The sequence below is a fragment of the Peristeroidobacter soli genome, assembly GCF_004138485.1.
Classification (GTDB): Bacteria; Pseudomonadota; Gammaproteobacteria; order Steroidobacterales; family Steroidobacteraceae; genus Steroidobacter; species Steroidobacter soli.
On sequence record NZ_RYEV01000007.1, the window covers coordinates 173,257 to 190,846 of the forward strand.

Here is a 17,590-nt window from a genome sequence, read left to right on the forward strand (position 1 = left end):
GGTCTTGTCAGATGATCGAAAGCGGCCCGGAGGGCCCTTTCGATTCGAGAATGATGTGCACAGTACGAAGTCCGAAGATTTCCTCAACACGGTCCGCACCACTGCGGCGCGGCCGGGTCAGGTCGTCGATGTCGTCGTAGTCACGTCAGATGCAAGTCTGCTCGAGGCCCTGCGGTCCTCCGCGGGGTCCGAGCACGCTCTCTGGGATGCTCCTTCCGCCGATGCTGCCGTCGACTATCTGATCGGCGGCCGCTGCGACGTGCTCATAGCCGACCTCGGCTCGCTTCACGGCGACGTTGGGCCATTGCTGGAGCGTTTGCAGGCGCAGTTTCCCGAGCTGATCTTCATGGCGATCGGCCGGCGCGAAGACGAAGGCACGGTCGCGTCGTTGCTCAGCACCGGTCGTATCTATCGTTATCTGCACAAGCCCATCTCGCCGGGCCGTGCCTTTCAATTCTTGAATGCAGCCACGCGTCGCTATAACGAGCTGCGCGATGGCACACCCGTCGCGTTGCAGACGGTGCGCACGATGGCTCGCAAACGGCCGTATCTCGGCAAGGCCATCGCGGCCGGCAGCGGAGTCGTCGCGGCGGTGGTGGCATTCGCGATCTGGTGGCAGTCACGCGAGCAAGGCTTGCCCGCGACGTTGCAGACCACGCATGTCGCTGAAACTTCAGTTGTAGATCAGGTGAAGTCCAAGCTGGGCAGCGCGCAGATCGCGTATCTGAGCGGCCGTCTCATCGATCCTCGCGGCGACAACGCGCTCCAGTATTACCGGGACGTGCTGACGCTCGATGCGAAGAACGCCGAGGCGAAGGCCGGTATGCAGAAGGTCTTCGATACGCTCGAGCAGCGGGTCGTCAAAGCGCTGGATGAGCGGAATGCTGCTCGCGGCGTGACTGCCTGGACGGCATTGCAACGAGCCACCCCGAATCATCCGCGACTCGATGCTCTGCGAGCGCAATTGTTGGCGCTGTCGCGGACGGCGCCGAAGACGCAGGCGGCGGTTGCGAGCAATGCCCGGCCGCTGACCGACCCGGGCACTCAGCCTGGCGCGGTCGGCACGACAGGGGCCGCCAACGCTGGGTCGGCTGCATTAATCGCCGCCGGCAACGCGTCGTCTGCTGCGTCAACTGCCGTCTCTCGCGATGCAAGCACCTCTGCGAGTTCTTCCGAGGCCGAGCGCCTCGCTGCGGCCGCCGCCGAGCGCGAGCTGGCGGACGCGATTGCGCGTGAGCTTGCCGATCAGGAGGCGGCGGCCAACGCGCCGCAGACCGAGCAGGCCGCCAGAACGACCGCCGCGACAGATGCGACCGGCCAGCAGGTCGCTGACGCCAATGGTACCGGCACGCCGGGCATCGCTACGTCGGAGGCCGAGCCGCAGGGTCCTTCGCTGGCCGAACAAGTCGCCGCCGTCAGCTCGCTTCGCGAGCGCGGCTCTTTGATCTCCCCTGCTGGCAACAACGCATTCGACAGCGTGATCTCACTTCGCGAACGTTATCCGGATGCGGAGGAAGTGCGCAGCGAACAGCAACGCCTGGCCTTCGTTCTGTTGGATCGCGCTCGTACCGCACTGGCTGCCAACAACGTCGACGAAGCCGCAACACTGATCGACCGCGCCAACACGCTGATCCCGGGCATGCAGGCCGTTCGCACGCTGCAGGAACAACTGTTCATCGCTCAGGAACAGCGTGACTTCGCCAAGAACGTCGCGCAGGCCGCTTCGTTGAAGCGCGTACGTGAAGTGGCGCCGGTTTATCCAAGAGACGCGCAACGCACCGGTACGGAAGGCTGGGTGCAAGTTGAATTCACCATCTCCGCCGACGGCAGCACTCAAGACCTGCAGGTTCGCGACTCCGCGCCCAAGGAAGTCTTCGACAAAGCCGCGCTCGACTCGGTGAGCAAGTGGCGCTTCGAGCCCATTCGCAAAAACGGCACGCCGGTGGCTCAGCGCGCCGTGTTGCAACTCAAGTTCGTGCTCAACAACTGAACCACCCGTTTGCTCGAACAGCGCCCGCTCGCATGCGAGTCAGCCCTGTCTTTGATAGCTGGTCGGGTCGGTTTACCCGAGCAGCCCGGACTGCTCATCGTTTCGGTTGATCTCGTCGCCTACGGCGCGACGTCCGGCTCACGCAACGCGGGCAGATTCACCACCGTCGGGAACGTGCCGAATCGCGTGCCGATCACGTCGACCATCACCGTGTTCCCTGAGATCTCCGTGCCCATGCCGTCGCCGGCCAGCGAGCCGCGCGCGACCCAAGCCGACTCGCGCAAGCCGCGTTCGAACAGGAAGCCTTTGGGTCCTTCGAAGAACGGATAGCTGTTGTGAGCACTGACCACGAGGCGACGGTCGCGCAAGGCCAGCGACGTGCCGAAGTTGCTGTCGCTGCCCAGCGGCTCCGCGATCTCCTGGCTGACCGCCCAGTTCTCACCGACGCCGGTGTACATGTAGACGAGGCCACGCCCCGTGCCTGACGAAGGCACCGCGCCCGGCGCGCCGATCGCAACGTTGTACTCATAAGCACCGACCGCCGTGCCGAAGCCCGTGCCCGCCCCTGCCCCGTCTGGCACCAGCGTCTTCGACAGCGACCACTCACCCTCGCTACGCTGGAATATATAGGCCGCGCCGACGCCTGAGTTCTCTTGCGGCTTGCCAACCACCAGCGTCCAGTTATTCAGCGCCAGCGACTTCGTCGCATTGAAGAATCCCTCGCTCGGTGGCAGCACGCGACTCTCTTCCGTATAGAGACCGTTGCTGCCTCGTACGTAGATGGGCATCGCTGCATTCGTGCCGAACAAGACGCGATTGCCATCCTTCGCGAATTGATTCGCGCAAGCGGGGATGATCTGTCGCACGGTCCAGCGCGTCCCCGAATGAGTGAGCAGATGAGTGACACAGGTGGTCGGCACCGAAGGGCCGGATTGATAAGCCGTCGCAAGAATTTCATCGCCGACCACGGCGATCGGCCATCGATAGCCTTCGCTGTCGTACCCCGCCGGCAGCGGCGTGATATTTCTCAGCACGGCCGCCTCATACCAGGGCCCGGCCTTGATACGAAGAAACACATAAACGTGCGGCAACTGCGCGCCCAGGGCCGCGAGCATGTTGGCGTCGTAGGACGAGCGATTGAAACAGGCGAATTCGAAACAAGGGCTGGGCTCGACCGAGTTTCGCGCGACCATGGTCGTGCGAATGCTGGGCAGAGTCTGAGCGAACGCAGCGGGCGCGCTGGTAAAAATTGCCAGCACGCCGACCCAAGCACGAACCAAACCGGCAAACCGATGGGGCGCCATGGCTCTCACTCCCTGATTTAACAAACGAAGTGGGCCCGGACCTCTCCCATCGAATGTGAGTTGTCGATCCGGCCGCGATGCGCAGTGAAGCGCTCGCGGCCGTCGGTTGCCATCGTGGTTTATCGCTGCGCGACTGGCGCGGCTTCGACTTGTAACTTTTCTTTGTCTTCGAAGCGACGACCCAACCAATAGCCGAGCAGCCCCCACAGCGCGGCGACCGCGGCGCCCAGCCAGGCCACGGCGGCGATGCCGAAGCCCGCGCCCGCGACCCAGTTGTTCAATTGAGCGGACAACGCATCGGCGCCCCGATACACCGGTACGTCGACGGTGTTCTTGGCCTTGTACTTTGTTTCTTTGTCCAGCGGGCTCCACAACATCTCGCGGCCGGGGCGCACGAACGCATATTCCATGGCCCGACGACCGATCACGACCATGGTCAGCACCGCGAACGAGCCGGACAACGCCAGGCCAGCGAACGCGAACACCATGATCACCGGCACGAAGGTGATCAGCGCCTTCACACCGAACTTCTCGGCGATGCGCCCGGTCAGGAAAATCTGCGACGCCACCGTCAGCGCCTGCACGACCCAATCGAAGCGCGCGAAGATCTGAGTGCGATTCTTCAGGTCCGGAAAATGCTCCTCGACCAGGCGCAGCTGTTCGAAGTACAGCAGCGTGTTCACGCAGGAAATGCCGACGACGAACAGTGCGATGCCGAGCACGTAAGGAGAGCGCAGGATGATGGTCACGCCCGCGAACGGATTGCCACCGATGGGACGATCGTCCGCCTTGTTCGTGGCGTCGGTGCGGCCGGACCAGACGTTGAGCAGGATGCGCTGACAGAAGATGGCCGCGACGAACAGCGCCGCGCCGAAGAACAACACGCCGCTGTTGCCGATGTGAGGCACAGCGAGATCCGAGATGAACGGCCCCATCAGTGCGCCCGCGCTGCCGCCCGCGGCGATGACGCCGAACAGCCGCTTGGTCTGGTTCCGATCGAACAGCTCGAGCAGGAAACTCCAGAACACCGACAACAGGAACAAGTTGACCACGCTGATGAACACGTAGAAGAACTTGCCGGCGTTCATGTTGATTTCATCGCCGCGCAACGACAGCCCGGTGATCACCAGCACGATTGCGACGATGCCATACGCGGCCGGCAGGAACACGCTGCGACGGAAGCGCGCGACCACTTCACCGTAGACGGGAATGATCAGGATCGACACGATGGAGGTGACGATCCAGATATCGGCCAGCTTGTCGCGGCCGATGATGGTGCCGATGGTCTCGCGCACCGGACGCACCGAGAAATAGCCGCTCCACATGAAAAAGAACAGGAAGAACGCGGCCACCACCGCGCCGGTCTCCGCCGGCTGAATCGGCGCCAGACGTGACAGGAAGCGACCGAACGGCGACGGCGGCGGGTGGGCGGGTGTGTTCATGGCGGTTGGTTATAGTTGTGACGTTACATCGGGGTGGCGGGCTCGACGGTGCCGTATTTCTTCAGCACTTCATTGACTTGCCTGGCATCGCCCACGGCGACGATCTGCAAGCGGCCGGGGGCGTAATATTTCTTGGCGACGCGCTGGATGTCGGCGGGCGTGATGGCAGCCACGCGTTGCGGATAGGTGTCCCAGTAGTCCGCCGGCAACTTATAGATCTTCTGGGTCGCCAGATTGCCCATGAGCGACGCCGGCGAATCCAGCGACAACGCAAACCGGCCGATCAACGCGCGCCGTGCATTGGTCAGCTCGACGTCCGAGACGGGCTCATTCGAAATCCGTTGCAGCTCCAGATCGAGCTCATGCATCGCGCCCTCGGTCACCTCCGTGCGCACATCGGTGGTCGCGACCACCACGCCGGGGAACGTGGTCCCGGTGAATGAACTATAGACTCCGTACGTATAGCCCTTGTCCTCTCTCAAGTTCATGAAAAGTCGCGAAGCGGGACCACCGCCGAGGATGTGATTCATCACAAGCACGGCGAAATAATCGTCGCTGTTTCTTTCGATGCCGATCGAACCCACCCACAGCGACGTTTGCACCGACCCGGGCCGGTCGACCAGCAGCACGCGTGCCTTTTCCGGCCCCTTCGGCTGCGCCAGCGACACCTTGCTCAGATCCGCCTTGGCCCAGTCGCCGAAATGACTTTCGAGTTTCTGGACCAGATCCTTCAACGAGATGTCGCCATGGGCGATCAGAAACGCGTTGTTCGGTCGATAGCGTGCGGCATGGAAGGTCGCGAGATCGGCGCTGGTCAGTCCTTTGATAACTGCCTCGCTCGGCACCACCAGCGCGCCGGGATGCTCGCCGTAGATGGCGCGCATGAACTGTTCCTGCGCTTGAAAGCCCGGGTTGGCGCGCTGGATCTGCAGCTGAGCCAGGAAACGGGCGCGAAACTTATCGAGCTCGGCGGCCGGGAACGAGGGATTGCGAATGACGTCGGACGCAATCTCCAGCAGGGGCTCGACGTTATCGCTCAGCCCCGTGATCGAAACGGTGCTCTCACCCGAAGCCGGCCCGGCACTCGATGACAGGCCGGCGCCCAACGTCGCGAGCTGTTCGGCGATCTCACGGCTGGAGCGCTTTTTCGTTCCTTCACGCAACAGGCTCGCCGTGACCATCGCGAGACCGCGCTTGTCCGCCGGATCGGCGAGACCGCCGCCGTTGAAGTACAGCTGCATCGAGAACGTCGGCAGTTTGTGATCTTCCAGCAGCGACACGCGCAGGCCGTTCTTCAGCACGGCTTCCTGCGGCTTCGGCAGCTGGACTTTCAATGTCTGCGGATTGACGGGCACCTTGCCTTTCAACTCGACGCCCTTGGTAGACGCGCCGGCCGGAGCTTGTTGCGTAGGCGCCTGCGCGGACGCCTGCATGAACAGCAGCGCCGACAGCAGCGCGAGCACGGTTTTCTTGTGAGTGAGTTTGTTCATGGCGTGCTCGCTTACGGACCCGGTGCAGTCGGTGCGGCCGGCGCAGGCAGCGTCGTCAGCACAGTGCGCCCCGTGGGGATCAGATATTTCTTCGCGACCCGCTGCACGTCGGCGCGCGTCACTCCATCGATCTTCTGCAGCCGCGTGTTGATCAAGTTTGGATCCTTGAACAGGATCGTGTAGCTGCCGAGGATGTTGGCGCGATTCTGCGCACTGCGAATGCTCTGCAGATAACCGAGGCGGGTGGCATTACGCGCCTTCTGCAATTCCCAATCGGCGATGGGCTGTTCGCTGATGCGCTCGATCTCTTCATAGATTGCCGCTTCGACGACTTCCGGCTTCTGGTCGGGCCGCACGGTGGCGGTGATATAGAAACCGCCGGTGCCGATGCGCTCTTCGACGTAACCGCCGATGCCCGAGACCAGCTCTTTTTCCTTGCTGATGCTTTGATACAGCCGCGAGCTGTCGCCGCCCTGGAGCACCGACGACAACACCTGCAACGCCGCCTGATCCACGTCGTTGCCGACGCCGACCTTGTAACCGATGAGAATCTGCGGCGCGCGTGCCAGCGGATCGGTCAGGTTCTCGCGACGCTCCGCGGTTTGTGGAGCCTCGACCAGATCGACCGGCGGCGGCGCGGGCTGACTGGGAATGTCCTCGAAATTCTTGCCGATCAGCGCCAGCGCGTCGTCGCGCTTGAAGTCGCCGACCACGGTCAGCACCGCGTTGTTGGGCGCGTAATAGATGCGGAAGAACTCGGCCACGTCGTGCACGCTGGCCGCGTTCAGATCTGCCATCGAGCCGATGGTCGAATGTTTGTAGCCGAACTTGTCGTAGAACACTTCGTCGAAGCGCTCATAGGAACGGCCGTAGGGCTGATTGTCGACCCGCATGCGACGCTCCTCCTGCACGGCCTTGCGCTGGTTGTCGAGCTTGGCCTGGGTGATCTCCAGCGAGCGCATGCGGTCGGCTTCGAGGAACAGCGCCATCTCCAGCTGATTCGCCGGCAGCGCTTCGTAGTACACCGTGATGTCGGAGTTGGTGGTGCCGTTCATGGCGCCGCCATTGGTGAACACTTGATAGAAATGTTCGCCGTCGCCGACGTTCTTCGAGCCCTTGAACATCATGTGCTCGAACAAGTGCGCGAAGCCGGTGAGGCCGGGCCGCTCATTGCGTGAACCAACGTCGTAAGTGACGTTCACCGCGATCACGGGCGTGGTGTGATCTTCGACGAGCTGAACGCGCAGGCCGTTCTTCAACGTGTGCTCAGAAAAATCTACACGCACCGCCGCGGGTGTCGCAGCAGTTGCTCCGGCTATCGGGAGCACGGCGAAAGCAAGACCGAGGCAGACGCCGACAGCACGACGCATAGTGACCACTCCGTTATCGCGGCGAGGCAGGACCGATCCGGCCGAGAATACAACATTGGCCGATCCGAAAGGCTGCGCGACGCAAGGAGCGCGGCCGTCGAAATCCCGCGGGAGACCGGTCGGACATCCTGTCAGAGCCGTAAGTTGCCGCTGCTCTGACACGCGCCGGACCCGCGCAAAGAAAAGGCCCGCGCGAGGGCGGGCCTTAGAAGAAATTCGCGGCAGCTCATGCGTGCTGCCTGCGGGCATCCTGCCCGCCGCGGAACGACGTTACGGGATGGTCTTCTGCCCGCCGTTCGACACGGCGCTCTCTGCGCCGCTCGAGTTGTACGCCTTCACCGCGAAGTACCACGTGCCGGAGGTCAGGCCGGTGACGGTGTAGGTCGAGATGCCGGCGTTCGCAATCTGCACCGTCTGATCGAGGGTCGAGGAGCTGCGGCCGTACACCACGCGATAGCCCGCCAGGTTGGTCAGCGACGAACCGTCGGTGTTGGCGGTGGGCGGCGTCCAGGACAGCGTCGCGCTGCCGTTGGTCGCCTGCAGGACCGTGATCGCGAACGACGGCAGCGACGCAGTCAACGTGCCATCGCTCACCGAGATCACGATATTCGAGTAGCTGCCCGCGTTCGCCGAGGTCGGCGTGCCGGACAGACGGCCCGTCGAGGTGTTGAACGTCGCCCAGCTCGGACGATTCGCGATGGTGTAGGTCAGCGTGTTGCCATCCGGATCGCTCGCGGTCGGCTGGAAGCTGTAGGTCGCGCCCGAGGACACCGTCGTCGCCGGCGTGCCGCTGATGGTCGGCGCGCGATTGCTCGCACCGGTGACCGTGATCGCGAAAGCCGGCAGCGTCGCGGTGAGATTGCCGTCCGTCACGCTGATGCGAATGTTCGAGAACGTGCCCGCCGCGGTCGGCGTGCCGCTCAAGCGACCCGTCGAGGTGCTGAAGGTCGCCCAGGCCGGCGCGTTCTGAACCGTGAAGCCCAGCGTGTTGCCATCCGGATCGCTCGCGGTCGGCGTGAAGGAATACGCGGCACCGACGCTGGCGCTGGTCGCCGGCGTGCCGGAAATCGTCGGCGCGCGATTCGGCGCGGCGCTGACCACGATCGTGAAGGCCCGCAGCGCCGTCGTCGTGCGACCGTCGCTGACGCTGATGATCAGGTTCGAATACGTGCCGATATCGGTGGTGCCCGGCGTGCCCGCCAGGCGGCCGCTGGCGGTGCTGAAGGTCGCCCAGCGCGGCAGATTGTTGATGCGGAAGACCAGCGTATCGCCGTCAGCATCGCTGGCGCTCGGCACGAACGTATACGTCTGCATCGCCTGCACGCTCGTTCCCGGCGTGCCGCTGATGGTCGGCGCACGATTGGTCAGACCCTGCACCTGGATGGAGAACGCCGGCAGCATCACGGTGCTGGTGCCGTCGTTGACGCTGATGATGATGTTCGAATACGTCGCGACGTTGGCCGTGCCCGGCGTGCCCGTCAACGCGCCGGTCGAGGTGCTGAAGCTGGCCCACGACGGACGATTGGAGATCGAGAAGCGCAGCCGATCGTTTTCCGGATCGGTCGCGGTCGGACGGAACGAGTAAGCCTGATCCACGATCACCGACGTGGCCGGCGTGCCGGAGATGGTCGGCGGGCTGTTGACCGGCGTCGGCCGGTTGCGCGGGTTCACCTTGATGGTGAACGGACCGATCGAGCGCGTGTCGCGGCCGTCGGTGACGCTGATGGTGATGTCGCCGCTGTCGCCGACGTTCGTGTCCTGCGGAATGCCGGTCAGCGTCCCGGTCTCGGTGTCGAAGTTCGCCCAGCTCGGCTGGTTGGTGATGAAGTATTCGAGGAAGTCGTTGTCGGCGTCGACCGCGTCGGGTTTGAACGAATACGTCTCGCCCGCGACGATGACCGCGGCCGGAGTGCCACTGACTTCGGGAGGCTGGTTCGCCGGAGTCGGCAAGTCATCCGCTTGGTCGGAGCCAGTGCCGCCGCCCGCGGGTTGCTCGCTGACCGCGCCGCCCGTCAGGCCGCCGCTATCGTCATCGCCGCCACCGCATGCGCTCAACGACGCCGCAATCAACGCCAGCAGCGCTCGCTGCAGGAAGGTCTTCCCGAAAAGTGTTGGAATCATTGCTCGTACCTTGGCTTCGCACGCGCCAACGACGATCCGAGGACCGGCGTTGAATGGCGTTGCTGTGTTCCGGAAGTAATGCAGCCAGCGCGTTGGCGACGCGAGGCTCGAAGCGCAGGGAAAGGTGTGTGCGCGCACAGTGGTGCGCGATCGGCAGCTCGTTCTTTACACCCTCGCTCGTGCACGCGCTCGCAAGGGGCCTTGCGAAGCTCGTGTCGGTGGCGAAAGTGGCAACCCCGCTGTCATGGGAGCGCGGCGCATCGCACGCTGCGTTCCAGTAGACCGGAGGCTTTGCGTCCCCGCCTTTCGACGGGTTTGCCGATATCACTTTCTGCTGCTCCCAATATTCTGATCGACTCGAGGTCGACCCCGGAGCCGCAAGGCTTAAGTCAAACAGCAGCAAGGAAGGCGGGAAGGATGACAGCTAGCTCGGTGACGCAAGAAGAGCTGGCCGGCAACCCCGCTATCCCCAGCACATGCTGTAGGACCGGAGGCTTTGCGTCGCCGTCTTTCGACGGTTATGCCCTGGTGAAGTGTTGTTCTTCCGACTTCTGCGTCGGCACCGCTCCCGCTGCCGTGAGGCCGCGTCCAGTGAAGCGAGTGCGCTTCGACAAATTTCGATTGAACAAAACTTCGTGGTCGGAGCGGAGTTAATCGTAGGAAATTTGTTTTTGCAATTGTCGGTAGTGGCCGACAGCGCGGCGGTGGATTTGTCACCGCGAATTCACATAACCACGTCAGAATCCGGACGGGCATGAAACAAACCGCGCATGCGCATGCAGCGTCCGCAACCGCCCATTCAACAGTCCAGAAAACGCAAAACGGCGGCTGGATCGCTCCAGCCGCCGCTGTTTCATCGACGCTCCGCCAGGATCAGTTACTGAATCACCTTGGTCGAGACGTTGGAGTTGTTGCTCTCCGTGCCGTTGCTCGTGTAAGCGCGCACCGCGAAGTAGTACGTGCCCGGCGAGAGGTTGCTCAGCGAGTACGTGGTGACGCTCGGGTTGGAGATCTGCACCGTCTGCGTCAGCGCACTCGCGTTCGTGCCGTAGGAGATGCGATAGCCAGCCAGGTTGCTCAGCGTGCTGCCGTCCGTGTTCGAAGTCGGAGCAGTCCAGGTCAGCGCCGCACCACCGTTGGACACATCGACCACGGCGATCGCGAACGCCGCCAGCGAAGTGGTCGCACGACCGTCGCTCACGCTGATGGTGATGTTGCCGTACGAGCCGACCTGCGACGCGCTCGGCGTGCCGGTCAACGCACCGGTGCTGGTGTTGAACGCGGCCCAGCTCGGACGATTCGCGATCGAATACGTCAGCGCGTTGCCATCCGGATCGCTCGCGGTCGGACGGAAGCTATAGGCGCTGCCCGCGTTGACCGAGCGAGTCGGCGTGCCGCTGATGACCGGCGCGCGGTTCGAAGAGTTGGCGACGGCGATCGAGAACGCCGGTAGCGAAGTGGTCACACGACCGTCGCTCACGCCGATCACGATGTTCGAGAACGTGCCGGTCGCGGTCGGCGTGCCGGTCAGACGGCCCGTGGTGGTGCTGAAAGTCGCCCAGCTCGGACGATTCGTGATCGTGTAGCCGAGCGTGTTGCCATCGGCATCGTTCGCGGACGGCTGGAAGCTATAAGCAGTGCCGACCTGGGCGGTGGTCGCCGGCGAGCCGCTGATCGTCGGCGCGCGGTTCGCGGTGGACGTGCCAGTGGCATTCGCAGTGATGGAGAACGCCGGCAGCGACACGGTGTTCACGCCGTCGCTCACGCGCAGCTGAATGTTGCTCCAGGTGCCCGCCGACTTCGGGTAGCCCATGAGGCGGCCGCTGTTCGGGCTCACCGCCATCCAGCCCGGCTTGTTGACGACGGTGAACTTCAGCGCACTACCTTCCGGATCACGGGCGGTCGGGAGGAAGTTGTAAGTGGTGTTGATCTTGATGACCGTCGGCGGCGTGCCGCTGATGGTCGGCGGCTGATTGACGGTCTGAGCGGACGCGATACCGGCGAACGAAGCGAGGGCCACGACCGCGGCGAAAGAAGAAGAAAAGCGCATGAATTAACTCCAGCAAAGCACTTGTGTTCCGATGCCAGCTCGCGCGTCCGACCCATGTGTGTCGGTGCGAGCACCTTTGTCTGGCAAGGGAAGCTGGCTTTGCTGGGCCGGCGCTAAAGTGCGCGGGCGGCATGCCGAAAAACTTCACGAGACAACCCAAGAGTTCAGGCTCAGGCTGAAACGGCAACCCCGCTATCTTTGGTGCGGCTGCTGGAACAGCGGCATCAGAGGACCGGAGGCTTTGCGTCACCGTCTTTCGAACGGCTTTGCCCTTACAGACGAGGCACATTGTGCCGAAGCGGAGGGTTGCGACCTATCGGGCTGGCCCCCAAACGAGTTCAGGAAAACCTGCAAGCCCGAGCCGGGAAGTTTCAGCGACGCTTAATAGCGACGCTCATCGGCGACCCAGGTACGGCCTTAGGCGGAGTTACAAAAGGCCGGTTTTTCCCGGGAAATACTGTTATGCGGGCAGGGTGAAGCCGTGCTGCCGGATGAGCCGGGTGCATGCGGCCACTAAGTGTTCGTCGTAGCGTTTGCCGGCCCCGCGGTTGATCTCGTCGAGGGCCGCGTCCATGCCGGCGGCCGGGCGATACGGACGTGGCGAGCACATCGCTTCGACCGTGTCCGCGATCGCGAGAATGCGCGCTTCGATCATGATCTCCTCGCCTTTCAAGCCGCGCGGATAACCGCTGCCATCGAAACGTTCGTGCGACTGGTAAACGATGTCGGCCACCGGCGCGCCGAGATCGATATCGGCGAGCAACTGGCAGCCCTCTTCGACGTGAGTGCGCATCAGCGCGGTCTCCGCCTCGGTCAACGGCGCGGGCTTGCTTAGAATGGAAGCCGGCACGGCGACGTTGCCGATGTCGTGTAACAGAGCTGCAACACGCAGGCCGTGCTGACGTTCGCCATCGAGCCCCGCCTCGCGCCCGATCGCAACTGCCAACGCCGCCAGGCGACGCGACGAGCCGGCGGTGTACGGATCGTGCCGCTCGCTCATGCGAACGTACGAATCGATCATGCCCTGGAGCGCCACATCGGTACGCTGAAGGGCGCTCAGCGTCACGGCATGCGCACGCTTGGAGTGCAATACACGCCATACGCCCTCGGACAACGCAGCGAGCGCACGCTGTTCCTCGTCGCCATAGTTCGCCTCGCGATTGCCGACGCCGAGGACGGCGACCACTTCGTCACCGGACAGCATGGGCACGGCCATGAAACGCATCAGGTCTGGCAGGCCATCGTTCTGCGGCTTGCGGGCAATGTCGTTGGTCCAGGTCGCGTGCTTACCGCGCACGCATTCGCTGAGCATCATGGCGCGGCCAATGGGCTGCGGCTCCGAATCGGCCATCACCACTTGCGGCCGACTGCCATCGCGCCAGGCGGCAAGCGTCATGGTCTTGTGGGTGTTATCGACGAAATACAGATAGGCCAGCGGACTGCGGGTCACTTCGAGCGCCTGCTCGATGACCCGGCGCACGATCGCGGACTCGTCGAGCGAGTCGGCTTGCTTGAACAGATCGACCAGGAAATCGGCCTGGCGCTGGAACAGCCGGTTGACGATCGAGTCGCGACGGCGCTGCGCGGTATCGCGAATCAGCACGATGCTGTCGCCGCGCGTGTTCTCCAGCAACCCGACGCTCACTTCGACGTCGAACAGCGTGCCGTCCTTGCGACGATGCTTGGTCTCGTAACGGCCGCCACCGCGCACGCGACCCAGCTGCAATCGCAGCGTGGTCTCGCCGGAAGACGGATCCTCGATGTCCGCGGCGTTCATGCCCAACAGCTCGTCCTTGCTGTAGCCGGACATGCGGCAGTAGGTCGCGTTCACGTCCTGAATCTGGCCGTCGCTGCCGAGCAGCCACGAACCATCGGCCGCCTGGTCGAGCAATGCGTTGCCGGCCTTCGCCTGTTCCTGCAACTGGCGCTCGCCCTCGACTCGCTGCGTCAGATCGAACGCGGCGACCAGGTCGGCGTTGCGACCGTCGAATTCGATCTGCTGCGAGGAGATCGACAACGCGAGGCCACTTCCGTCCTTGCGCTGATGCATGCGAACCGCCGCGTCGCGCGACTCGACGCCCGACAGCTCCAACGCAGCGGCTTTCAAACCGAGGAATTCGGCGCGCGAATAACCATACATGGCCAGCGCCGTGTCGTTGACGGCAATAAAGCCACCGGTGGCATGGTCGGCAATCCACATCGGCTGCGGATTGTTTTCGAAGACGCGACGGAACCGCGCTTCGCCGGCAGCCAGTCGCTGATTGCTCGCCTCGAGCTCGCTGACGTGCGAGCGCAGACGCGCATGACCTTGAGTCGCCCGTTCCAGCGCTTCGGCCTGAGCTTCCGCCTGTTGAGCTTTCTCAGCGGCTTCGACCTGCAATCGATCGGCACGCTCGACCGCTTCGATCTGTGCGCGCTGTGCCTTTTCCAATGCTTCAGCTTGAGCGGTCTGCGTGCGTTGTACGCGCTCCAGCGCCTCGGCTTGCGCGGCTTGCAGACGTTGCGCCTTGTCGAGCTCCGCCGCCTGCACCGCTTGCACGCGCTGTGCGGCCTGCGCTTTCTCGAGCGCTTCAGCCTGGTTTTTTTCGAGCACGGCGAAACGCTGCATGGCTGCCGTGTCGAGCATGTTCATGGGACGGGTGTTGCCACTCGCACCGTTACCGTGACCGTTGGCCGGAGCAGGCTGCGCACCCGCGCGCGCACCGTTCCCGTGACCCGGCGGCAGCAACTCATCGAGCGCGCTCAGCAGTTTTTCCGGCGGCGTCGAGCGGGCGAGAAAGCGTTCCGCGCCGAGCTCCAGGGCAAAGCGTTCGTACTTGGGGTCGTCGTGCCGGCGGGTATAGAACAGGAAAGGGATGTTTTGCAGGCGCTCGTCCTGCTTCCATTTGCGGCACAGGGCGAAGCCGTCCATGCGGGGCAAGACAATGTCCGACACAATGGCCTGAGGCGCCTCGCGACGCGCAACGTCCAGGGCCGCGAGCCCGTTGGCGGACTTCAGAACCCGATGACCGCGACCCGACAGCAGAGTCTCGAGCGCGCTTTGCTCGGACTCGCGCTCGAATGCGATCAGGATGACACCCATGCCTAGTCTCCCGGCGCGAGCGCGCCAGCCTTAGTACTGTCCTTCGGAGCCCCCGAAGTATGCCCGGCGCCCCCGGGGATTAGCACGACTAGGGGGAACTCCGAGCCGCAAAGGGAGACACAGAGCACATTCTGTGTCCGGACGTTCAGGGACCGGCGCGATTGATCCGGGTCCAGTACTGGCCGAGCAGCGACACCTGGTCGGTGAACTGTTTGAAGTCCACCGGCTTGACGATGTAGCTGTTGGCGTGCGCTTCGTAGCTGCGCATCATGTCCGACTCCTGATCGGAGGACGACATGATCACCACCGGGGTCGAGCGCGTCTTGGGATCGGCCTTGATCTGCGCCAGCACGTCCAGGCCGTCGATCTTCGGCATGTGCAGGTCGAGCAGCATCAGTTTCGGATTGCCGGACAGGCGCTGCGCGTAGACGCCCTGACGAAACACATAGTGAAGCGCCGCCTCGCCATCCTGCACCCACACCACCTGTTGTGAAACGCCGCCGATCTCCAGCGCGCGAATGGTCAGCTCCGCATCCGTTGGATTGTCATCCGCCAGCAGAATGTAGCCGGTATGGCTCATGGCGCGGCTCCAATGCTGGCACCTTCCGCCAGAGCGATGACGAATCCGTATTCTCGCGCCACTTCTCGCATGTGTTCATATCTCCCCGACTTGCCGCCGTGACCCGCTTCCAGGTTCACGTGCAACAGCAACGCGCGGCTGCCGGTATTGTGCCGTCTCAATTTCGCGACCCATTTTGCGGGCTCGTAATACTGCACCTGACTATCCCATAGTCCGGTGGTGACCAGCATGGCTGGATAAGGCTGGGAGCGGATATTGTCGTACGGCGAATAGGAAAGCATATAGGCGTAGGCAGCGGCTTCGTTCGGATCGCCCCACTCGTCGTATTCGAGTGTGGTCAAGGGAATGCTGGTATCGAGCATGGTGGTGACGATGTCGACGAACGGCACGTGCGCCACCAGCGCGGCATATCGATCGGCCGCGACGTTGGCGATCACGCCCATCAGCAGTCCGCCGGCGCTGCCGCCCGCCGCGAATACTTTGTCCGGTGCGCAGTAACCGCGCGCCACCAGATGATCGGTCACATCGACAAAATCGTTGAACGTGTTCCACTTCTGTTCCAGACGTCCGGCGTCGTACCAGCGCCGGCCGAGTTCCTGACCGCCGCGGACGTGCGCCATCGCATACACGAAGCCGCGATCGAGAATCGACAGCCGCGAGGAGCTGAACGCCGGCTCCATGCTCAGCCCGTACGAGCCGTAGCCGTATTGATATAACGGCGCCGTGCCGTTCAGCGGCGTGCCTTTGCGATACACGATCGAGACTGGAATGCGCTCGCCATCGCGAGCAGGCGCCCAGACGAACTCGCTGACGTAGTTGGCTGGATCGAAATCGCCGAGCACCGGCTCACGTTTCAACACGACACGCGAGCCGTCGGCAAGATGGTATTGATACGTGGTGCCGGGCGTGGTCAGCGACGTATACACGTAACGAAGCTGCGTGGTGTCGAGCTCGGGATTCGAGCCGAGCGCCATGGTGTACGTCGGATCGTCCGCGGTCAGATGAAACGGCGCTTCGCCCCAGCGCTGCACGCGAATGTTCATCAGGCCACGCGAACGTTCGCTGACCGCGACGAAGGTGCGGAACAATTCGAAGTCCTGAATGAACACTTCCGGATCGTGCGCCATCACGTCGCGCCACTGAGTACGATCCGCGGCCTGCGTCACCGGCACGGCGACCAGGCGGAAATTCAGCGCCTGCCAGTTGGTGCGGATGATGAAGCGCTCGTCGAGATGATCGAGCTGATATTCGTGATCTTCCTCGCGGGGCACCACCACTTTGAAATCGAACGTAAGGTCATCGGTGCGCGTGTACCGCCACTCCGACGACGTGGTGCTCTCGGAGGCGATCAACAGATAACGTTCCGACTTGCTGCGCTCGACGGTGAGATCGAAGCTTTCGTCGGGCTCTTCGTAGATGAGCGCATCGGCGCCGGTGTCGCCCAGGCGATGACTGCGGATGCGCCGGCCGAGCAGCGTCACCGGATCCTTCTCGACATACAGCAACGTGCGATTGTCGTCGGCCCAGGCGATGCCGCCGTCGACGTTCTCGATCACATCGGGCAGCAAGGTGCCGGTGGCCAGATCCTTGATCCTGAGCCGGTACTGCCGACGACCCACCGTGTCCTCGGTGTAAGCCAGCAGCCGATTGTCGGGACTGATCTCATATCCGCCCAATTGATAGAACGGCAGCCCGGAGGCGAGCGCGTTGCCGTCGAGCAGGATCTCCTCCTCCGCCGTCGCGCTGTCTGCCCGGCGCACCACGATGGGATATTCCTGCCCGGTCGCGAACCGGATCGAATACCAGTAGCCGCGGTAACGCACCGGCACGGTCGAGTCGTCCTGCTTCAGCCGCGCGACGATCTCGGTGTAGAGCCGATCGATCAGCGGCTGGATCGGCGCCAGCTGCGTCTCGGTGTATTGGTTCTCGGCTTTCAGATAGCTGAGGACGTCCGGATCGGTGCGCGTGTCGTCGCGCAGCCAATAATAAACGTCGTCGCGTGCGCCATTGGGAGAGGCGACGCGATGTGATCGCATCGATGCGAGCGGCGGCTTGGACACGTTGCTGGGAGTCGAAAAAATAACTGAACAAAAACGGTTAACTGAACGGATCGTGCAGCGCCGGCGGCGGCGTGGCAACTGTGGCCCTCATCCATTCCCCT

At 63.3% G+C, this 17,590-nt stretch carries 10 protein-coding genes and 3 riboswitches; of the genes, 1 reads left to right on the forward strand and 9 read right to left on the reverse strand.

Going from position 1 to position 17,590, the window contains the following annotated elements:
* Positions 1–55 precede the first annotated feature (55 nt).
* Positions 56–1,990, forward strand: coding sequence for a TonB family protein (locus EKO19_RS30220; RefSeq protein WP_129781142.1), 1,935 nt, complete (start codon positions 56–58; stop codon positions 1,988–1,990).
* Between the two features lie 119 nt (positions 1,991–2,109).
* Here EKO19_RS30220 and EKO19_RS30225 read toward each other — a convergent pair whose 3' ends face one another.
* The 9 genes from EKO19_RS30225 to EKO19_RS30265 form a co-directional block, all read right to left on the reverse strand.
* The gene (locus EKO19_RS30225; RefSeq protein ID WP_129781143.1) at positions 2,110–3,294 is read right to left on the reverse strand and encodes a hypothetical protein; all 1,185 of its coding nucleotides are present in this window, start codon (positions 3,292–3,294) and stop codon (positions 2,110–2,112) included.
* Positions 3,295–3,413: 119 nt separating this feature from the next.
* Positions 3,414–4,736 (reverse strand): NTP/NDP exchange transporter, encoded by a 1,323-nt coding sequence (locus EKO19_RS30230; protein WP_129781144.1) that lies wholly within the window; start codon positions 4,734–4,736, stop codon positions 3,414–3,416.
* Positions 4,737–4,759: 23 nt separating this feature from the next.
* Positions 4,760–6,226 carry a M16 family metallopeptidase gene (locus EKO19_RS30235; protein WP_129781145.1) on the reverse strand — a complete coding sequence of 489 codons (1,467 nt, stop codon included), beginning with the start codon at positions 6,224–6,226 and terminating at the stop codon, positions 4,760–4,762.
* Between the two features lie 11 nt (positions 6,227–6,237).
* Positions 6,238–7,596: a M16 family metallopeptidase gene (locus tag EKO19_RS30240; protein ID WP_175597249.1), complete on the reverse strand. Its 1,359-nt coding sequence runs from the start codon at positions 7,594–7,596 to the stop codon at positions 6,238–6,240.
* Positions 7,597–7,866: 270 nt separating this feature from the next.
* Positions 7,867–9,717, reverse strand: coding sequence for a putative Ig domain-containing protein (locus tag EKO19_RS30245; RefSeq protein WP_129781147.1), 1,851 nt, complete (start codon positions 9,715–9,717; stop codon positions 7,867–7,869).
* Between the two features lie 226 nt (positions 9,718–9,943).
* Positions 9,944–10,047, reverse strand: a riboswitch (cyclic di-GMP riboswitch).
* A 120-nt stretch (positions 10,048–10,167) separates the two neighbouring features.
* A riboswitch (cyclic di-GMP riboswitch) is annotated at positions 10,168–10,252 on the reverse strand.
* A 342-nt stretch (positions 10,253–10,594) separates the two neighbouring features.
* The gene (locus tag EKO19_RS30250; protein WP_129781148.1) at positions 10,595–11,767 is read right to left on the reverse strand and encodes a fibronectin type III domain-containing protein; all 1,173 of its coding nucleotides are present in this window, start codon (positions 11,765–11,767) and stop codon (positions 10,595–10,597) included.
* Positions 11,768–11,946: 179 nt separating this feature from the next.
* A riboswitch (cyclic di-GMP riboswitch) is annotated at positions 11,947–12,048 on the reverse strand.
* 179 nt (positions 12,049–12,227) lie between these two features.
* Positions 12,228–14,849, reverse strand: coding sequence for an HD domain-containing phosphohydrolase (locus EKO19_RS30255; protein WP_129781149.1), 2,622 nt, complete (start codon positions 14,847–14,849; stop codon positions 12,228–12,230).
* 145 nt (positions 14,850–14,994) lie between these two features.
* Positions 14,995–15,429 carry a response regulator gene (locus EKO19_RS30260; protein ID WP_129781150.1) on the reverse strand — a complete coding sequence of 145 codons (435 nt, stop codon included), beginning with the start codon at positions 15,427–15,429 and terminating at the stop codon, positions 14,995–14,997.
* Positions 15,426–17,465, reverse strand: a complete 2,040-nt coding sequence (locus EKO19_RS30265) for a S9 family peptidase (protein WP_129781151.1) — start codon at positions 17,463–17,465, stop codon at positions 15,426–15,428. The genes EKO19_RS30260 and EKO19_RS30265 overlap by 4 nt, the downstream gene beginning before the upstream one ends.
* Between the last annotated feature and the right edge of the window lie 125 nt (positions 17,466–17,590).